Annotated in this window: 19 protein-coding genes; 11 read left to right on the top strand and 8 right to left on the bottom strand. The window is 37.1% G+C overall.

The window, feature by feature from the left end:
- Positions 1 to 197: 197 nt before the first annotated feature.
- Positions 198 to 2,255: a catalase gene (locus FPQ13_RS06855; RefSeq protein ID WP_144088593.1), complete on the bottom strand. Its 2,058-nt coding sequence runs from the start codon at positions 2,253 to 2,255 to the stop codon at positions 198 to 200.
- Positions 2,256 to 2,578: 323 nt separating this feature from the next.
- Between FPQ13_RS06855 and FPQ13_RS06850 the strand changes: the two genes are divergently transcribed.
- The 4 genes from FPQ13_RS06850 to spxA all read left to right on the top strand — a co-directional run bounded on the left by FPQ13_RS06850 (position 2,579) and on the right by spxA (position 6,425).
- On the top strand, positions 2,579 to 3,397 hold the full coding sequence (locus tag FPQ13_RS06850) for a ZIP family metal transporter (RefSeq protein ID WP_144088592.1): 819 nt from the start codon (positions 2,579 to 2,581) through the stop codon (positions 3,395 to 3,397).
- 278 nt (positions 3,398 to 3,675) lie between these two features.
- Positions 3,676 to 4,902, top strand: a complete 1,227-nt coding sequence (locus FPQ13_RS06845) for a putative glycoside hydrolase (RefSeq protein WP_144088591.1) — start codon at positions 3,676 to 3,678, stop codon at positions 4,900 to 4,902.
- Between the two features lie 269 nt (positions 4,903 to 5,171).
- The gene (locus FPQ13_RS06840) at positions 5,172 to 5,759 is read left to right on the top strand and encodes a GNAT family N-acetyltransferase (RefSeq protein ID WP_144088590.1); all 588 of its coding nucleotides are present in this window, start codon (positions 5,172 to 5,174) and stop codon (positions 5,757 to 5,759) included.
- Between the two features lie 270 nt (positions 5,760 to 6,029).
- Complete coding sequence (gene spxA / locus FPQ13_RS06835) at positions 6,030 to 6,425, top strand: transcriptional regulator SpxA (protein ID WP_144088589.1); 396 nt, start codon at positions 6,030 to 6,032, stop codon at positions 6,423 to 6,425.
- An 89-nt stretch (positions 6,426 to 6,514) separates the two neighbouring features.
- Here spxA and FPQ13_RS06830 read toward each other — a convergent pair whose 3' ends face one another.
- The gene (locus FPQ13_RS06830; RefSeq protein ID WP_144088588.1) at positions 6,515 to 7,207 is read right to left on the bottom strand and encodes a TerC family protein; all 693 of its coding nucleotides are present in this window, start codon (positions 7,205 to 7,207) and stop codon (positions 6,515 to 6,517) included.
- A gap of 386 nt (positions 7,208 to 7,593) precedes the next feature.
- On the opposite strand from FPQ13_RS06830, the gene mecA reads away from it, so the two are divergent.
- The 4 genes from mecA to pepF all read left to right on the top strand — a co-directional run bounded on the left by mecA (position 7,594) and on the right by pepF (position 13,504).
- Positions 7,594 to 8,295, top strand: coding sequence for an adaptor protein MecA (gene mecA, locus FPQ13_RS06825; protein WP_144088587.1), 702 nt, complete (start codon positions 7,594 to 7,596; stop codon positions 8,293 to 8,295).
- Between the two features lie 618 nt (positions 8,296 to 8,913).
- Positions 8,914 to 10,428, top strand: coding sequence for a cardiolipin synthase (cls, locus tag FPQ13_RS06820; protein ID WP_144088586.1), 1,515 nt, complete (start codon positions 8,914 to 8,916; stop codon positions 10,426 to 10,428).
- A gap of 18 nt (positions 10,429 to 10,446) precedes the next feature.
- Entirely contained in the window at positions 10,447 to 11,658 is a 1,212-nt protein-coding gene (locus tag FPQ13_RS06815) for a competence protein CoiA (protein WP_186279587.1), read from the top strand.
- A gap of 37 nt (positions 11,659 to 11,695) precedes the next feature.
- The gene (gene pepF, locus FPQ13_RS06810; protein WP_144088584.1) at positions 11,696 to 13,504 is read left to right on the top strand and encodes an oligoendopeptidase F; all 1,809 of its coding nucleotides are present in this window, start codon (positions 11,696 to 11,698) and stop codon (positions 13,502 to 13,504) included.
- A 138-nt stretch (positions 13,505 to 13,642) separates the two neighbouring features.
- On the opposite strand, the gene FPQ13_RS13445 is transcribed toward pepF, so the two are convergent.
- The 4 genes from FPQ13_RS13445 to FPQ13_RS06795 form a co-directional block, all read right to left on the bottom strand.
- On the bottom strand, positions 13,643 to 13,810 hold the full coding sequence (locus FPQ13_RS13445; RefSeq protein WP_186279586.1) for a hypothetical protein: 168 nt from the start codon (positions 13,808 to 13,810) through the stop codon (positions 13,643 to 13,645).
- A gap of 70 nt (positions 13,811 to 13,880) precedes the next feature.
- A complete protein-coding gene (locus FPQ13_RS06805; RefSeq protein ID WP_246065404.1) occupies positions 13,881 to 14,774 on the bottom strand; it encodes a ClpXP adapter SpxH family protein in 894 nt (297 codons plus the stop codon).
- A gap of 25 nt (positions 14,775 to 14,799) precedes the next feature.
- A complete protein-coding gene (locus FPQ13_RS06800) occupies positions 14,800 to 15,183 on the bottom strand; it encodes a globin domain-containing protein (protein WP_144088583.1) in 384 nt (127 codons plus the stop codon).
- Positions 15,184 to 15,282: 99 nt separating this feature from the next.
- Positions 15,283 to 15,861: a CYTH domain-containing protein gene (locus tag FPQ13_RS06795; protein ID WP_144088582.1), complete on the bottom strand. Its 579-nt coding sequence runs from the start codon at positions 15,859 to 15,861 to the stop codon at positions 15,283 to 15,285.
- Positions 15,862 to 15,998: 137 nt separating this feature from the next.
- Between FPQ13_RS06795 and yjbM the strand changes: the two genes are divergently transcribed.
- From yjbM to FPQ13_RS06780, 3 genes are read left to right on the top strand one after another with little or no spacing between them, the layout of a single operon-like run.
- Complete coding sequence (yjbM, locus tag FPQ13_RS06790) at positions 15,999 to 16,613, top strand: GTP diphosphokinase (RefSeq protein ID WP_144088581.1); 615 nt, start codon at positions 15,999 to 16,001, stop codon at positions 16,611 to 16,613.
- Positions 16,614 to 16,647: 34 nt separating this feature from the next.
- Positions 16,648 to 17,460: an NAD kinase gene (locus FPQ13_RS06785; RefSeq protein WP_144088580.1), complete on the top strand. Its 813-nt coding sequence runs from the start codon at positions 16,648 to 16,650 to the stop codon at positions 17,458 to 17,460.
- Positions 17,461 to 17,485: 25 nt separating this feature from the next.
- Positions 17,486 to 18,343, top strand: coding sequence for an RluA family pseudouridine synthase (locus FPQ13_RS06780; protein ID WP_144088579.1), 858 nt, complete (start codon positions 17,486 to 17,488; stop codon positions 18,341 to 18,343).
- Here the strand turns inward: FPQ13_RS06780 and FPQ13_RS06775 are convergent.
- Entirely contained in the window at positions 18,340 to 18,885 is a 546-nt protein-coding gene (locus tag FPQ13_RS06775; protein WP_144088578.1) for a hypothetical protein, read from the bottom strand. The two genes, FPQ13_RS06780 and FPQ13_RS06775, sit on opposite strands and share 4 nt — an antisense overlap.
- An 84-nt stretch (positions 18,886 to 18,969) precedes the next feature.
- On the bottom strand, positions 18,970 to 20,148 hold the full coding sequence (locus FPQ13_RS06770) for an FtsW/RodA/SpoVE family cell cycle protein (RefSeq protein WP_144088577.1): 1,179 nt from the start codon (positions 20,146 to 20,148) through the stop codon (positions 18,970 to 18,972).
- Positions 20,149 to 20,168 lie beyond the last annotated feature (20 nt).

Raw genomic sequence — 20,168 nt, 5'->3', positions numbered from 1 at the left:
AAAATGATTCATGCAAAATCATAAAAATGATTGAATGGATTATAATAAGAACGCAACAGAACATTTTGTGGCGATTTTTGATACTTCTTTCAGAACTACGAATGCGAAAAGTGGTCTAAGAAAAGGTAAAGAAAACCCGTACAAATGATTTGTAAATGCTTCATCATCTGTACAGGTAAATTGAACATGTTTCTTATTTAAATTCGATCATAAAATCGTTGCTGAGCAATCGCAGAAATAAAGTCTTTGTTGAAATTAGGATTGTTGGCTGCGAAAACGACACCTGATAAGTTGTTGTTTTCGAAAGCTTGAATATAAGGAAGTCCCGTCGTCGCAACACCAATCGGCTTGTAATGCTTATAAGCATTGTGCACGAATTCAGCTATATCATTCATGAATTTTGCTTGCTGTTTGGACTCTCCACCGACGACATAAATGGAGTCGTATAAATAAGGACTCGTCGTTAAAAATGTTTTATTTGCTTTCAATTGCTTACCGTTTTTACTTGTCACTGCACCGAGTCGTTCACTTATAACATCGATAAACACATTATTTTTCTCTAAGAATTGCAGTACATCGGTCACTTCATTTTCATCAAAACCGTTCCCGATCAATACGCCGACTTTTTGAGTCGCTGCATAATAAGGCACATTGGCAAGACTTAACGAAGGATAACTTGTCGAGACCGGAACGTTGGTGCCTTCTGGTTGTTCAACACCGATATTATCCGCAACGACACAGGCAAGCTCTCGATCAACGTTGACTAATAAATTGACGTTTTGCTGGCGAACGGATTCACTTTCTACCTTACCTAATTGGAAGCTAAAAGCTTGAATCGTATGCTTCTTTTCTACAGGGGTTAAACTATTCCAAAGGATGCGAGGCTGGGTAAAGAAATCATTGAATGATTCACTTCGTCCACGAACAACACGGCCATCCACTTTCTGAGGATAATGTTCATAACCACCAGCTTCAGGCGGTGTTGTATATGGTGTATTGTTTGCTAGTGAATTCTCGTGATAATTGACTTCGTCTACATCGATTCGATAGCGCATCGGTCCTCGACGTTGGTTATTATGAAAAGGACAGACAGGCTTATTGATTGGCAACTCTTGAAAATTCGGTCCGATTCGGTGAGCTTGCGCTGCTTGATATGCGATTAGTCTTCCTTGTAAAATCGGGTCATTCGAAAAATCGATTCCCGGGATAACATTTCCTGGGTTAAAAGCAACCTGTTCAGATTCCGTATGATAATTATCAATGTTTTTGTTAAGTGTCAATTTACCGACTAACTGGACAGGAACTAGTTCCTCCGGCCAAAATTTTGCCGGGTCAAGGATATCAAAGTCGTATTTAAATTCATCTTCCATCGGAATTAGTTGAACACCTAATTCATATTCAGGATAAAGCCCTTTATCGATCGCATCACGTAAATCACGGCGGTGAAAATCGGGGTCGATTCCACCTAATTTTATTGCTTCATCTTGAAGTAAGGCATGTGTCCCGAGAACCGGCTTCCATACAAATCGAACAAATGTCGCAACATTTTCATCATTGACGAACAAATACGTATTGATCGACCAAGATTCCATCATTCGATAACTCCTGACAATCCCTCGATCTGTCATAATCCATTGCACCATATGAAGTGCTTCAGGGTTATTCGCTACATAGTCCCAAAAATGATCATGAGCTCCTGTTGCAGTTGGAATATCATCATCTGATTTAGCTTGATAGGCATGGATAACATCAGGAAATTTCATCGGGTCCTGATTAATTAATACAGGCATCGCAATCGTCGTTAAATCATAATTTCCTTCTTCTGTATAAAATTTCACACCCTTACAACGTAAATCTCTCGCCGTATCATAAGAACCTCTTGGCCCCTGAACCGTAGAAAAGCGGACGGTTAGTGGAGTTTTTTTACCTGGTTCCCGCAAAAAGCATGCTTTCGTCACATGTTTCATGGATTGGTAACATTCAAACTCGCCGTGTGCGCTATAACCTCTTGCATGCACGACTCTCTCAGGCTCTTCCTCTTGCACAAAATGCGTCATTTTTTCAAAATAATGAACATCTTCATGTAAAGAAGGTCCACGTTCTCCAGCCTTGAGTGTCTCTGAGTCGTTGGATATTTTCCTTCCCTGGTTCGTTGTCATCGGCTTGCCGGTATTTTGAATTCGATATTGGTCAAGCTGTTCTTGCTTTGGATTCTTGCCTCGCTCATTTTGTTCTTTTGATAAATCCTCACTCATGTAATTTCACCCCATCGTTGGTTTTCTTCCCACTTATATCTCTATGTAACGATTATGTAATTAGAACGATTACGCTAACGACGAATAGATCGATTCAGAAAGATTAACAACAATTAATATGAGTGCGAAGTGGGTAAACAGTCCAAGACGGAAATTAAATTATTGCTGCGAATGAATGAATTTGATTAATTTCATCATCGTTTATTTTTAAAAAATTTAATAAAAATAAATGTTGACCACGGGAAACACTTTTGGTATATTTCACATATGGTAAATTGACGAAGTAATTTCGAATTTAAAATAGAAAGAAGTGAGATCAACGTATGCTTGATTGGTATATGGATTTAAGTTTATTTAATCAGACATTGATTGCAGGACTATTTACATGGCTAACTACAGCACTAGGTGCTGCCTCTGTTCTTGTAGCTAAGAAGGTTAATTTGAAGATTATGGACGGTATGCTCGGATTGGCAGGGGGAGTCATGATTGCAGCGAGTTTTTGGTCATTATTATCTCCAGCGATCAGCAGAGCAGAAGAAAGCGGCCAACCCGGTTGGCTACCTGCTGCGATAGGATTCCTTGTTGGTGCCATTTTCTTATGGGCCATGGGAAAACTAATACCACATATGCACGCATACGCAAGACGGAATCAACCCGAAGGATTACAACCTGAAAAAAGAAAACGCAGTACATTGTTAATTCTCGCTGTCACACTTCACAACATACCTGAAGGGCTTGCAATCGGTGTAGCATTTGGTGCGGTTGCTTCTGCTGTCGATTCTACATCAGCTCTTGTAGGTGCAGGTACACTTGCATTAGGAATCGGTCTTCAAAATATCCCGGAAGGTGCTGCGATTTCATTGCCCCTTCGCCGTGAAGGAATCTCGCGTTTTAGAAGCTTTATGTACGGTCAGTTTTCCGGAATGGTCGAACCGCTATCTGCAATTGCCGGCTTTTTGGCAGTGACATGGATGGCACCAACCCTTCCATATGCACTAAGTTTTGCAGCAGGGGCCATGATTTTCGTTGTTGTGGAAGAAGTCATTCCTGGTTCACATGAAAATGGGAATAAAGATATGGCGACCATGTGCTTAATGATTGGTTTTGTCATCATGATGATTTTAGATGTTGCTTTAGGATAAAAAGTAAACGTAATCAACTGAGGGCGGAAGAGATTCCGCTCTTTTACTATGATTAAAATTTTAAAAAAGTTTTAATCGTTATATTAACCGGGAAGATAGTGCATACAATTGATAAAAACGTTTGCTGCTAAAGTTTTTGTATGCCATGAGTCTATGAGATTGTTATATGAAACTTCATAACAAAAATAATTGTAGAAAATTGTAGAAATAAGTCCCATTTACAGTAAAAACATAATATAATAGACTTGGTGTAGGAGAAAAAGATGGGGGATAGGATAATGAAAAACAACAAGATTTTCTTACAGATTCTTATTATGATGTCATTTACATTATTAGTTGGAATGACAATCCATGCAGAGGAAGAAACAGATGAAAAAGACGGTAACGTTGCTGAATTACATACGCAATTTACAACAGAATTAACAGAAAAAGTGCTTCCTGATCCTGTCCCTCGTTTCGTTTACCAGAGCAACTTTAATTTTGAGTATCCAGATGCAGTTCGGGGTGTTTACGTTACAGGCCATTCGGCAGGTGGTGAACGTTTTAATTACTTGAAGGATCTTCTTGCTTCCACTCCGTTAAACGCAATGGTCATTGACATTAAAGATGACCATGGAAATATTACGTATAAAGTGGAAGATGAAGATAAGTTATATAGTCAGTTTTCTCAAAACTACGTTAAAGATCCTCAAGCGATGTTAAAAGAACTAGAAGAGGAAGAAATTTATCCAATTGCGAGAATAGTTGTTTTCAAAGATACGAAACTAGCAGAAGCAAAACCGGAATGGTCCTTTAAAGAAAATGGTTCTATATGGAAAAATGGGCGAGGAGAAGCATTCGTCAATCCATTTATAAAAGATGTATGGGAATACAATCTTGAAATTGCGAAAGAAGCGGCTAAGATGGGCTTTCAAGAAATCCAATTTGACTATGTTCGCTTTCCGGAAGGATTTGAAAAACGAGATGAATCACTTGACTATAGTCGAGGAGATTTTGATGAAGCAGATCTGGATAATGTCAAAGAACGTGTGAATGCAGTGTCCAGCTTTGTAGAGTACGCAAATAAAGAATTGGATGCTTACGATGTAGATGTATCTGTAGATATTTTTGGATATGCAGCAACAATTGAAGAAGCTCCAGGCATTGGACAAAACTTCTTAAAGATCGCTGATAATGTAGATGTTATTTCTTCAATGATTTATCCAAGCCATTGGACATCTTACTTTGGCATTGAAAAACCGGATACCGAACCGTATAATCTTGTTAACGAATACAGTAAAGTGGAGAATGAACTGTTAAGTCAACTTGAAGACGGCCCAGTTTCTAGACCATGGATTCAAGATTTCACAGCGAGTTGGTTGTATCCAGCCGGCCAAACGTTCACTTATGGAAAAAAAGAAGTTGAAGCTCAAATCCGTGCTTTATATGATAACGGAATTTATGAGTATTTGATTTGGAACCCAGGTAATCGGTATACAGAAGGGGTCAATTTTGATCCAAAATAATGATTTAGATGAAGTGCTGTAGGAAATGAATTCTTTCTACAGCACTTTTTTTGACGTCTATCGTTATTAATTTCAATAAATTAATCTATCCGAAAGCCATTAAGTGGATCTATAAGAATAAAAGAGTTTAGCATAGGCTGATCATACTAAATCCGATCTCAAGCGGAATATTCAAGCTTTATACCGTTTAACTTTCAAGTCGTCTTCCTATAAACTAAATAAATGTAAGTGAAAAAATTCGGAAATTTAGTCAACAAAGGAGCGGAATTATGACTTGGTATGAAAAACTAAATGAATACTTTCCAATTGAAGAAATGAAATCCAAAGAACACTTTGAAATTTTATTAGATGAGAAAGGGAATATTTATCATAAAGATGAAAGTGAAGACCATGTTTTGATGTACGCAGAATATGAACAATTCATTTTTGTTGATTATGTATATGTATCATCAAAAGCACGAGGAAAAGGAATAGGTAAACAATTAATTGGTCAGTTAAAAACGAAAGGTAAGCCGATTATTCTTGAAGTGGAGCCAGTTGATTACGAAGATACAGACACGGCTAAACGGTTAAGATTTTATGAGCGCGAAAATTTCCAACATGCTAAGACAATCGGTTATGAGAAAAAATCCATAGCAACAAATGAAGTAAATCCGTTAGAAATTCTATTTTGGTCACCAATTGATGAAGATGAAGAATTAATTTATGAGAAAATGAAAAAAACATATGTGGATATCCACACATATAAGGATAAAGAGATTTATGGAGAGAGCTATCAACCGGTTGATCAAGTTTTTAAGCGCAGAAAAAGAGAAACGGATATTTTCGAAGATGCGAATGAATTGCAATCCACGTAAGGGTTACAGCTGCCTAATAGAAAAGGCAGCTATTTTTATTTAATAAAAATCCAGTTTTTAGGTTTATAATGTTTATAACAGGGTAATACTTAATTAAAGGAATCAATAGCAAATATGAAGTTTTCATTACAAATGTCAAATCCATCTATTCATATTAGAATGATTGTAGTATACTTAAACCATACCCAAGTAAATTAAAGTTATTTTAATCTAATAGCGATTTTAAATATTTTAACTCGTGTTGAAAGCCCTTTAAGGAGAGTGAATGGCATGGTAACATTATTTACTTCACCAAGCTGCACATCTTGTAGAAAGGCAAGAGCGTGGCTAGAAGAACACGAAATACCTTATACTGAACGTAATATCTTCTCTGAAAATCTAAGCGAAGATGAAATTAAACAAATTCTTCGTATGACTGAAGATGGAACAGATGAGATTATCTCTACACGTTCAAAAGTATTCCAAACTTTAGACGTTGGATTAGATCAATTACCATTGAAGAAATTGATTAAATTAATCCAAGATAACCCAGGACTGTTAAGAAGACCAATCATCTTGGATGATAAGCGACTTCAAGTTGGTTATAATGAAGATGAAATTCGTCGCTTCTTACCAAGAAAAGTTCGTTCATTCCAATTAAAAGAAGCACAGCGAATGGTAAATTAATAATAGTACGTCAACGGCCATTGTGTAAAATACACAGTGGCTGTTTTTTTAATTGGTAAAAACGGGTAAGCTCTATCCGAGTCAAATAATCAGGCTTTTACTGGAATGTTTTTAGACCGACCATATAAGCAGATAAGAACAATCAATAAAATGGGCAATCCAACTTGGATATATGGTAATGACTCAATATATACTTCAAGTTTTTGTTCATTTAAGATTAGTTCTCCACTAGTATAAGCTAATAACGATGCACCAAAATAAATGATGAGCGGATATTTTTTCATAGCATATAGAATTACTCTGCTACCGAAAACGATGATTGGAACAGAGACAGCCAGTCCAAATAAAATTAAACGAAAATCTTGATTGGAAGCTGCTGAAATGGCCAATACGTTATCAAATCCCATGACAACATCAGCTATAACAATGGTTTTTACTGCGCCTAACAATGTCCCAGAAGCTTGAATCTCTTGGTCATCTTCACCTTCTTTTAGCAAAGAAAAGGCAATATATAACAGGAACAATCCACCAATTAACTGTAAGTAAGGAATCGTAAGTAAATAAATGGCGACACATGCGAGTAAAAAACGAATGAAGACCGCAAGTACTGTTCCGAGAGCAATCGCTTTATTTTGTAAATGTTCGGGAAGGTTACGGCTAGCCATCGCTATGACAACAGCATTATCTCCACCAAGAATTAAATCCAATCCGATAATAATTAAGACAGCCTTGAAAATATCCCAGTTTAAATTCGTGAATAACTCAGTGAAAAATATGTCCATAATAAACCTCCATTTTATATCGTGACAAGATGTTCACAGTTGGTAATAAATACATTTGTTTCGAGAGCAGTTTAGTTGTTCAAAGAAATGAAATCCTTTATAATTGATTTTTAAAACTAGATAGAATAAAGAAAAATAATAAAGAAGTTGAAGGAATTGCTTAAGCGATTATAGAAATAAGGATGGTAGACGAGAAGCATCGCTCGTCCATTTCAAGGGCGAATATGGAATATCTGAATTGTCCATACCAAATCGATGTAGTTACCATACAATATGAACAAGAATATTGATTTATGTTATGATTGAATGATTTTGATTACGGGTAATACACTACTAAGAAGAAACATAATCCTTCCTCAAAATAAATCGAAGGGAGAGGACGACAAATGGAAATAGAACGTATCAACGAAAATACGTTAAAATTTTATATATCATACAGAGATATTGAAGATCGAGGCTTTAAACGTGAGGATATATGGTATAACCGCGATAAAGGCGAACAACTCTTCTGGGAAATGATGGATGAAGTCAACGATCGAGAGACATTCAATATTGATGGACCGTTATGGATTCAAGTGCAAGCTATGGATAAAGGATTGGAAATCGTCGTTACAAAAGCGGAAATATCTCAAGATGGTTCCAAGCTTGAATTTCCAGATGGCGAAGAAACACCAATGGATACAAGTATGAATGAAAAAATTGAATCGTTGATTGAAAATAGTGTACCTCATAAACAAAGAAAAAAAGAGACGTACACGAAAGGTTCAACACGACAAAAATCAGCTCCAGAAGAAGATGAGGATTTAAACATGACTGTGAAATTCGACGACTTGGAAGATGCGATCTCGTTAAGTCATTCCATGCGTGACACACGGTTTATAGAAGATCAATTCTTTGCGAAAGAAAATCAATATTACTTGTATGTTAACTTTCCGATTGGATTCTTGAGTGAAAATGAGCAAGAAAATTATATTAGCCGCATCTTGGAATACGGTGAAGAGACGAGCGAAACAATTCACCTTCTCGATGAATATGGAACGAGCATTTTTAAAGAAGATGCATTGAAACAATTAAGAGAAACGTTTTAATAACTGACAATAACTTTTGTCAGTTATTTTTTTTGCTTATACAAATTCATTATCCTCGAGTAAGTATGTTACATCATACAGCAGCATGTTATCGATCATTTCAAGTTAAAGATTAGAGAGTCTATACTACCAAATGTGGGACCGCCACTTTCATTCGGGTGTATAGAGTCGGTCTATACGCCCGAACGCCGAATCCTTGGATCCATAAAGGTGTATAGAGCCAATCTATACGCCCGAACGCCGAATCCTTGGATCCATAAAGGTGTATAGAGCCAGTCTATACGCCCAAACGACGATTCCACGGATTCATTTAGGTGTATAGGCATGGTCTATTCGACGGTACGACGAATCATCACATCCACTCGGGTGTATAGAAGACCTCTTTTTCAAATACTGCACCGAATCACCCAATCAATTTGCTTAACGGCCGAATAAAATCTGAAAAATGGGTAATTTTTAATTATCTCTCTGAACTATGCAAATACAAACAGACTATTGACTGAAACTTCAAATTGGTCATGGTATAATAAGATATCGTGCTGTTGAACTAAAATTAACCATTAGGTATGGTTACAATAGCCTTCGATTATAGGAGTTAACATAAAAAGGGGCTTTTTGATGCTTAAATGGGTGCAAGTGTCATTATTTTTAGGATTATTGATTATAACCGGTTGGATTTCTTACAGCTTTTTAGAAGGCCAATTGATTGGTACTGTTTCGATCTTTATTATCGTATCCGCAATATTAATTGTTTTTACGATTTTTATTGAAAACAGAAATCCAGCTCAGACATTAAATTGGATACTGATTTTTGCTGTGTTTCCAGTGATTGGCTTCTTCTTTTATTTGTTATTCGGACGAAATTATAAAAAGAAAAAGCGTTTCGAAAAGAAAAAAGAAGCAGATGAAAAAGCATTCAATATGTATGAAGTTAGTCGTGTATTTAATAATAAAGAAATTGATCAGATGGGCGATCATCAAAAGATGTTTTTCCGTCTGGCACAAGAGCTCGGGAATTCTCCAATTTCGTTTAATACAGATACGCGCGTACTTACCAATGGGGCAGAAAAATTTCCAGAGTTGATTGAAGCTTTAAAAAAAGCAGAACATCATATCCATCTGGAATATTATATTGTGCGTAATGACCAAATTGGAAAGCAAATTCAAGAAGTATTGATTGAGAAGGCAAAGCAAGGTGTAGAGGTACGCTTTTTATATGACGCTGTAGGTTGCTGGGCATTGCCGAATTTGTACATTGATCAAATGAAGGAAGCGGGAATCCATGTTCAAGCATTTGCGCCCGTTCGCTTTCCGTTAATTGGAAGCAGAATTAACTATCGAAATCACCGTAAAATTGTCATTGTTGATGGAAAGATTGGCTTTATGGGTGGTTTGAATATTGGTGATGAATACTTAGGAAAAGTGAAAATGTACGGTAAATGGCGAGATACACACTTATATGTTCGTGGTGAATCTGTACGAAGCTTGCAATTGATCTTCTTAAGAGATTGGCAATATGAAACAGATGAACAATTATTGGAGCATAAGTATCTACAAACTGAGGTTTTAGATCATAAACAGATACAAGGTGGCGTCCAGATGATTGCCGGCGGCCCTGATAATAAATGGGAAACAATTAAAAAGCTTTATTTTGCGATGATTATTTCTGCAAAGAAAAAAATCTGGATTGCATCGCCGTACTTCATTCCTGACGATGATGTATTGACAGCGATGAAAGTCGCTAGTCTAAGTGGGCTGGATGTTCGCCTAATTGTACCTAGCAAGCCGGATAAACGTGTCGTTTTTCACGCATCCCGTTCTTATTTTGCTGAGTTACTTGAAGCAGGAATTCGAGTCTTTGAATATGAGAAAGGCTTCATGCACAGTAAGGTTATGTTAGTTGATGACGAATTAGCGAGCATTGGTACGTCCAATATGGATATGAGAAGCTTCCATTTAAACTTTGAGGTTAATGCGTTTCTCTTTAAAACAGATAGTACGATTGAGCTCAAAGAAGACTTTGAAAGAGACTTTCTCGACTCAAACGAGTTAGTTTCTGAAACATTTAATAAACGCTCTATTTTTATCCGTGTGATGGAATCGTTTTTCCGCTTATTATCTCCATTATTATAAATGAGAGGAGGGCGACGCTTGCTGGTTGCTAAAAATAAGCTCGGTAAATTGATTACCGCTTATAAAAAGAATGAGCAAGAAATCAGTCAGCTTCGTCATGAATCTTTTACGTGTCCCGAATGCAATGAAAAAGTTATTTTGAAGGCCGGTAGGATTAAAGTCCCTCACTTCGCACATGAACAACAAAGTAGTTGTTCAGTGCGACAAGGGGAATCAGCAGAACATTTGAACGGAAAGATCGATATCGAACAATGGTGCCAGTACCGAGGATATCCTTCCGCTTTAGAATACGCTTTACCCGAAGTCGGACAGCGCATTGATGTCGTAGCAAGAATCGGTAAAACAACTGTTGCATTTGAATATCAGTGCGCTCCTATTTCATTAGAAGAATACGAATCAAGAACGAACGGGATCCGTAAAGCAGGATTTATGCCGGTCTGGATTTTCGGTGTACAATATTTAAACGCTCTCTATAATCACTCCTTTCGACTCTCGCCTCTTATGAAAGCTGCAATTATGAAAGAACCTCCGTTTAAACAACCAATCCTTTTGTTCTATTCAACCCCTCAGAAAAGACTGACCATTTTATCACAATTTTTTTCTTCAAAATTTAAGTGCTTTGTCCAAAGAAGCCATTTATCCCTTCAAAAAGTGGGAATTGAAACATTTCAAAACATGCCAATGAATGTTCCTTTAAGTAGCTTCAAAACATATTGGTTGAAAGAAAAACAAAGACTACGCACAATGCAACGAAAGCATATTTCAGAGCTCGACAAGAGATTCATGCTGATGCTCTATCAACAGTATCTTCATCCGCAGTATCTTCCAGCCTGTGTACACTTACCAGTACAGTCAAGTTACCGTCTGCTTGTACCAAATTATATATGGCAAACACAATTTCTGCTTAGCTGCTGGAGACAGAAAAACATTGGAGAATATATATCTTGGACAGAAGCTCTTAAATCTTGCAATGAATTATTTACAAATACAATTACCACACAGCACTCCACTCATTCGATTCACCCCCTATATGAATACCTTACATTATTATCCTCATTCGGTTATCTAAAAAAGTCACCACAAGGATGGGTTGTTCTCAAACACCCTCGATTTCCTAAAACTTTAGATGAAGCTTTGGTTTTTGATAAAAATATCTTAACGTATTTTGGGGAAACAATAATGAAGAAGAGAAGTTTCTTTTTACAATCCATGGAAACTGCTATAAAATAAAGAATTGTAAGAATCATTAAACAAGGAGGTTACATAGATGGCCGAAGAAAGCACAGGACTGAAAACAAGAGAAGAAGTACCCACTGACTTGACGTGGGATTTAGAAGCCATTTTTTCGAATGACGAAGAGTGGGAGAAAGAGTTTGAAGCATTAAAAGAAGAGTATAAAAAAGTGGAGCAATTTAAAGGCACATTAGCTGATTCGCCTGAGAATTTACTTAAACTATTCCAATTTGAAGATGACTTTGATGGTCGTTTGGAAAAATTATATGTCTATGCACATATGCGTTCAGATCAAGATACAACAAACAGTAAGTACCAAGATCAAAACGCAAGAGCCGCAAGCCTTGCGACGGAAGCGATGAGTGCCTTTAGTTTCGTGACTCCAGAAATTCTCGGAATGTCAGATGAACAAATCGAATCTTTTTTACAGCAAAATGAAGAACTAAAAAAATACGAAAAAACATTACGAGACATAATGAAATCTCGCCCTCATGTTCTTAGTGAAAAAGAAGAGGTACTACTTGCAAAATCACAAGAAGTTTCAACTACTGCAGGGAAAGCATTCAGTATGTTAGATAACGCAGATTTGGAATTGCCAAAAATTAAGAACGAAGATGGGGAAGAGGTTCAACTATCCAATGGCCGTTATCGAGATTTTCTTGATTCAAAAGATCGAGAAGTCCGTAAAAATGCATTTCTAGGCATGCATAACACATATAAAAGTTTTAAAAATACGTTCGCTGCAACATTAAGCGGCCAAGTAAAAGGTGCAAACTTTTATGCGGATGCACGAAATTATGATTCAGCACGTGAAGCTTCATTAGACCGAAATAATATTCCAGAAAAAGTATATGACCAGTTAGTTGATGCTGTAAATGATCGACTGCCATCACTTCATCGCTTCATGGATTTGAAGAAAAAAATGCTCGGTGTAGATGAACTGCATATGTACGATATTTATACACCGTTAGTAGACGAAAAAATTGAAGTAACGATTGATGAAGCAAAACAGCATGTATTGGAAGGTCTTAAGCCACTTGGTGAAGAGTACAATTCCATCCTACAAAAAGCTTATGATGAACGCTGGATCGATTGGTTAGAAACGAAAGGGAAACGAAGTGGGGCTTATTCATCTGGGAGCTATTTGACTCGACCATACATTTTAATGAATTGGAATGACAATATTGATAACTTGTTTACACTAGCACATGAATTAGGACATTCACTTCACAGTTACTACACACATCAAAACCAAAGTAAAAGATACGGCTCTTATTCAATCTTTGTTGCTGAGGTTGCTTCTACTGCAAACGAAGCTCTATTGAATGATTATTTGTTAAAGACGTTGGAAGATAAGAATAAGAAGTTATACTTGCTTAACAATTTCTTAGAAGGGTTTAGAGCAACATTTTTCCGTCAAACAATGTTCGCTGAATTTGAACACGAAATTCATAAACGCGATCAAAATGGTGAAGCATTGACAGCTGATAAATTAACGTCTATTTATTATGATTTGAATAAAAAATACTTCGGCAATAACGTTCATGTTGATGAAGAAATCGGATACGAGTGGGCAAGAATCCCGCATTTTTACATGAACTACTATGTTTATCAATATGCAACAGGCTATGCTGCAGCAACGACGTTGGCTGATAAAATTCTAACAGAGGGAGACGTTGCAGTCGAACGCTTTAAGGATTACTTAAAGGCAGGTCGTAGCGAAGATCCAATTGACGTGCTCAAAAAGGCTGGCGTCGACATGACGACGAAGGATCCAATTTATAAAGCTTTAGATGTATTTGATGCGAAACTAGATGAATTTGAAAAACTTCTAGCTGAATAAAACGAAAAACCATTCTATATACGGCACTGTATGTAGAATGGTTTTTCATTTAAATAAGATTAATGAGCAACCTCACGTTGAATTGAATTGTTCAATCGTATTTTCAGGTATTTTACCGCAAGATAAGCTTAAGAATTTTTACCTTCGTCGAATAGTATTTTTTTGTGTAATGGTGAAAATAAATATAAAAATAACCGTGAACAATAATGGGAACGTAATGAGGCGTGGTAATAATTCCATCATCCCAAGAAGATTCAATAAAAAAGCCCCGAGTAATAATAATAGCCAGCCTAAGACGATGAACATCGCGATCAACTCCTGTCTATTATTATATTACGGGGCGGTTAGATAAAGTATGAGTACTAGAATCATTAAATTATGTCGTTTGTTTATACATCCAAAAACTTCCGTACTTTGCATCGATTCTTTCAATTTGATTATTAAATGATAGCTTCAACAGTTCTCGTTCTGTTTTCTTCATCGACCAATCGAAGACAAAAGCGACTTCTTTTGTTGCTACAAATTGGTGTTCTGCTAAGAATTCCATGAGACTTGGTTTAATACTAGGCGAAATATGCTTTCCCATTACCTCCATCAAGGCGCGTTCATACAGTTCATAATCATATGCACTTGTGATTTTCAACCCATCATATTCATCTTCGCGATTGAATAAAACAATTGAAGGTGTTTGGTCAACTTCCATTTCACGCGTCAAGTTTAAATCTCCCAATAAAGCACGTTTGGCTGCTTCAGAATGTAAATCTTTATGAAATTCTTCGACATCCAAATTGACTCGTTCAGCAATGGTTACTAGATTATCAATATCAGAGATGTTTTTCTTTGTTAGGAATAGATACTCACGAAGCTTTCGTAAATATCTTGTGCCAGCACGTTGTCCTTGTAACTCAGCAGCTTTAATAGCAAGAGAGACAGGCCAAGGTGACGTTTCAGGATTGACTAGCCAATAATCTGGGTCGCAACACATACCAGTCATTTTAGCTGTCGTATCCCAGTTATTGATCTTCTCTCGGATATAAGCTGGAGTCGGATTGTATAAAGAGGATAGTGAACCGGTAATAATCGGCCTTAATTTAAAATAATGCCCATATTCACTGACCAGCTTTTTAATATACGGCTCAAAGGACCAACATTCTGGGCACATCGGATCTATGAATAAGTACATTTCTAGTGGTTTATTTAGATAATGGTCAATTTGGGAATCTTTTTTCGATGCTAGTTCGATAATAACTTGTGATGACTTCTCTTCCACATCGATTTCCCCTTTCCCCCTAATTCTATTCGGGCGTATTCATCATATGATTTGCGGTCATACGTAAACGCTCAAACATCGCACTACGATATGGCTCTTCTATTTCTGCTTCTTCTAATGCGGCTTCCATACACGCTAACCAAGCATCACGTCTTGTAGGCGTAATGGGAAAAGGCATATGTCTCGCACGCATCATCGGATGACCTCGTTCTTGTATATATAAATTTGGTCCACCAAAAAACTGAGTGAGAAATAACTTTTGTTTTCGTGCTGTTTCTGTCAAGTCTTCTGGAAAGATCGGAATTAAATCAGGGTGCTTACCGACTCGTTCGTAGAAAGCATCTACCAACTTACTGATTGTCTCGGAACCTCCGATGTCATCATATATATTCGCTCGTTGAACAGTCATGAATAAGTTCCTCTCTTTCTGATACTTCATTATTGTAGCAACGCTCTTCCTATCTATCAAATATTATGGTCTTTTGGGGTTACTTGAAATTTCTTCAATTTAATGTGAATCGGATTGTTTTGCAGAAAAAAATCGTTTAATTTTGCTTTCAATCGGACGTCGTTCTATTTGATAAGTCGTTAAGATTTCTTCCAGTTTGCTTTGTGCTTTCTGCATACTCGGAGCTTCAATCTCTAACTCGTAATCTTCTTGCTTGTGATATATACTATGATCCAATACGAGCAAGCAATCATCTTTTTCTACTTCTTGTCGATACGTTGTCAGCTGACCAAAGTACCGAATGGACTCTTCTGAAATATTCAACTGTTCGATTTGTCTACGAATATTCGGCCCAAGGGACACTTGACCATTCATCCACGAAGAAGCAACTTGATCGTCTAGCTGGTCGTGAGTTTCCAATAAGCCTTCCGTCTGTGGCTCTTTCAATGTGGAGACATAGCTTCCATTTTTAAATCGAATACGAAGTGCTGAACCGGTATTCTTTAATTGAAAATCATTTGTTTCGAAATAGTGATTCGTTTGCTCTTTAACTTTTGCATCTTTAAATAACGTGTTCTTAAGATATGTATACTCTTTTTCATTCAGCTCGTTTTTTAATTCAATTTCGATTTCTTGCATAGAGCCACCTCCAAGCTTCAAAACTTATTCTTATTATCCGATATTATGAACTACATAGCAAAGATTCTGACCATAATTAATTTATGATACAATGGAATGTGGAAAATCAGTAAGTTGGAGAAAGTAGGAATGCAGCTATGAATTGGGATATTTTCTTAGCGCCATATACACAAACCGTTGACGAGCTGAAGATCAAATTAAAAGGGATGCGAAAGCAATTCGACTATGAATCCCGTCATTCACCGATTGAATTTGTAACAGGAAGGGTAAAACCTATAACGAGTATTATTGAAAAAGCAAAGCGACGTGGGATCGCCCTATCCAATATGGAAGAGGAAGTTCAAGATATCGCAGGGCTTCGGGTTGTGTGTCCTTTTGTTGAAGATATTTACGAAATCGTTGAACTAATCCGTGCAAGAAAAGATTTCGAAATTATTGAAGAAAAAGATTATATCGAAAAAAATAAAGAAAGTGGCTATCGTTCTTATCATATTGTTATTCTTTACCCAGTAGAAACGATCTACGGCGTAAAGAAACTGTTAGCCGAAATTCAAATTAGAACCCTAGCCATGAACTTTTGGGCGATTAATGAACATTCACTTAACTATAAATATGCTGGGCAACTGCCAGAAGAAGTACAAACAAGATTGCGTAACGCAGCAGAGGCAGCTTTCCGCCTGGATGAAGAAATGTCGAAAATCAGACAGGAAATTCAAGACGCTCAAAAAATATTCAGAAGGAAAAATGATTAATGAGTTCTCATTCGAAGAGAAAAGGAGAATTTGTATGAAATTTTATGTGCAGTGTAGAGGAGATAGTGTTTCGAAGGAGATCAAATCGAAATTTAAAAGCTACTTATCTGAATTCGATATGGATTATGATGAAGAAGAACCGGACTTAGTCATTTCAGTAGGCGGTGACGGAACTCTACTTGAAGCATTTCATCGTTATAATCATCGATTGAAAGAAACGGCCTTTATCGGTGTCCATACGGGCCATTTAGGATTTTATGCCGATTGGATTCCAAGTGAATTGGAAAAGTTGATTATTGAAATAGCGAGAACACCATTCCAAGTCATTGAGTATCCCTTATTGGAGCTAATCATCCGTCCAAAAGATTATGAGCATGAACATCGTTACCTTGCACTAAATGAAACATCTGTGAAAACAGCGGAGGGTTCAGTCGTTCTTGATGTAGAAATCAAAGGTGAACACTTTGAAACGTTTCGTGGAGATGGCTTATGTATTTCCACACCATCAGGTTCGACGGCTTATAACAAAGCATTGGGAGGCGCAATTATCCATCCATCGCTAGAAGCATATCAGATCACTGAGATGGCATCGATTAACAACCGTGTATTCCGTACAGTCGGCTCACCGCTAATACTACCGAAACATCATACGACTGTATTACGTCCAAAAAACAATCGAACATTTTTGATTACGATTGATCACTTGACAATGAGCTTCAATCAGGTGCACTCAATCCAATGCCGTGTTGCGGAAGAACGAGTACGATTTGCTCGATTCAGACCGTTTCCGTTTTGGAAACGAGTACATGATTCATTTATTTCCAGTGCTAGAACAGAGAACGATTGATCGTTCGTGTAAGGGTGATGCAAAAATGAATTGGAAGATTACTGATGAATATACTCAATTTACCGTACGTGATTATTTACTTCATGTACGGTTTTTTTCGAATCGATTATTAAAAGATGTAAAAGAACGCGGTGAGATTCGATTGAACGAGGAAAATGTGACTGTGCGAACGAAACTTAGTGCAGGCGATCGATTGGAAGTACAATTTCCAGATGAAATTCGTTCCGAAACGATTGCTCCAATGCCATTAGAAATAGAGAAAGTGTATGAAGATTCAGCGATACTCGTCGTCAATAAGGAAAGTGGGGTGGCCGTTTTACCAAATCCTAATGATGTCAATACTCCGACCTTAGCAAACGGTGTTATGTATGACTACGAGCAGAGAGGTATTGACAACACATTCCATATTGTTACCCGGTTAGACCGAAATACGTCCGGATTAATCGTTATCGCAAAAGACCGGTATACCCATCACTTATTACAACAAAGACAAATCAATCGAAATTACGTAGCGATTGTGGAAGGTTATATGAAAGAAGAAGAGGGAGTCATTGATCTGCCGATTGGTCGAAAACCAAACTCTATTATCGAACGAATGGTCTCAGAAACAGGAAAACGAGCAATTACCCATTTTCGTTTACTCGAAAAAAAGAATAATTGCTCGTTTATAAAGATTCAATTGGAAACAGGTCGGACACATCAAATCCGAGTCCACTTTTCATATATGGGTCATCCGCTTGTTGGGGATGATCTATACGGAGGTTCAACACAGCTGTTAAATCGACAAGCGTTACATTGCCAGTCGTTAAGTTTCATACACCCATACAGCGAAGACCGAATTCACTTTTATAGCCAATTGCCAACTGATTTGAAATCCATTTAAACTTCTTTCTCTTCATAGGGAACATCATTTCTTTTTAATAACACTTTCATCGTTCCGACATCTCCGGCATGTTTTTGAGAAAGAATAAATTTCTTCTCATCATCAGGAAGTTGAAAAGCAACTTCTGTTTCATTGGTTGTTTCGTCATATGTGAAGTTGGCATTTTCAATTTCAGACCATGAAAAAACCTCTTTAGCTAGTGGTTTTTTCACGGTAATTTCGTCGCCAGCGAACATATTGTACAAATTAAAACTGACATAACTCAAGCTAAGTCCAATGAGTAGCATTAGAATCCCAGCTGCTTTTATCATTTTTCGTTCAAAAATCATTAAAATACAAAACAGGACAAATGCCAGTGTACCAAAACCGAGTAACAAATTCGCGATTACCGGTACCTCAATTAAAAAAACATTCGTTTGATTATGCTCATACAAAAAGTATAAGATCATGTTCGGTCCAATCAGTGCAACTAAAACTCCAGTAATTCCGATAATAATAGCTCCGATTACCCATAGAACTTTCCGTTGTACTTCCTCATCCATCTAAATTCCCTCCGCTAACCGATACTTATTCCTCCATCATAAAAAGTTATCTCTAGTTTTTTCTCTATTCATATAATGATTGATTTATTGATCAGATTCAAACATAAATTCTCTTTTTCGAGAATGAATGTTTAGAACGAGACCGATTGCTGCCATATAAACGAGCAAGGAGGTTCCTCCATAACTCAAGAATGGTAAAGGGATTCCTGTTAAAGGCAACAGTTGAATCGACATTCCGATATTTTGGAAGATTTGATAGGAAAACAGCCCTACCATACCTACACATAAGTACGTCCCGAACGGATCCTTACTTTCTAAAGCTATCTTAATGATTCGGTAAATCATTAGGAAATAAAGGACGATGACGATACTAGCACCGATAAAACCAAACTGCTCAGCCACTGCCGTAAAAATCATATCCGTATGTCTTTCAGGAATATAAACTTCAAAGCCCATAATGCCTTTACCGAATAATTGGCCTGAACCGATAGCTAACATCGACTTAATCGCTTGCATGGCTGATCCATCACTGTATAAATGAGGATTTTGCCAAGCTTGAATTCGATAAGCTACGTGGTCAAACGGGCTATTCATTAAGACTTCAATAAATTTGTCTGTGTTAGATAAATATAGAATGACCACTACAGCTATCGTACCAAAAACAGTGCCAAATATCGTAAGTAACGTTCTCCAGCGTATACCCGAAATTAACGTCAGAAAGCCAGTAATGGAGACAATTACTAAAGCAGAGCCAAGGTCAGGCTGTAAAGCAATCAATACAAAAGGAGGCAAAGACATAGCTAATAACTTTGCGAGTAAAACCAAGTCATACGTTAAATTTTTCTGCGTCCACTTTTCGTTATGTGATGTAATCATGTGCGCTAAACCGACGACGAAAAAAACTTTCATAAATTCGGATGGCTGAATGGTTTGACCCGCAATTTCATACCACCGTGTAGCTCCGTTTAATGTTGTACTCCATGGTAGAAAAAACAATCCTGCCAACAAAAACACACCGAATCCATATACAATCCATGCAATTTTTCGATACCAGTCGAAATCTAATATCATAATGGCAACAACACCAATGCTGCCGATTAAAAACCAAATAATTTGCCGGATAGAAAATTTAATTCCCGATATGTCCCCAGGCAAGAAATCTTGTAACGTATATAATGTAAAGCAACTGATAGCAATCAGTGCTACAATGATTGTAATTAAAAAAGAATCTAAAGGATATCTTTCTTTAGAGTAATTTTCCATGTGTATTCCCCTTATTAAGG

The organism is Allobacillus salarius (assembly GCF_007559425.1).
In the GTDB taxonomy this organism is placed as follows: Bacteria; Bacillota; Bacilli; order Bacillales; family Alkalibacillaceae; genus Allobacillus; species Allobacillus salarius.
Note: the sequence above shows the minus strand (reverse complement) of the source record. Positions and strands in the feature narration are given on the sequence as shown.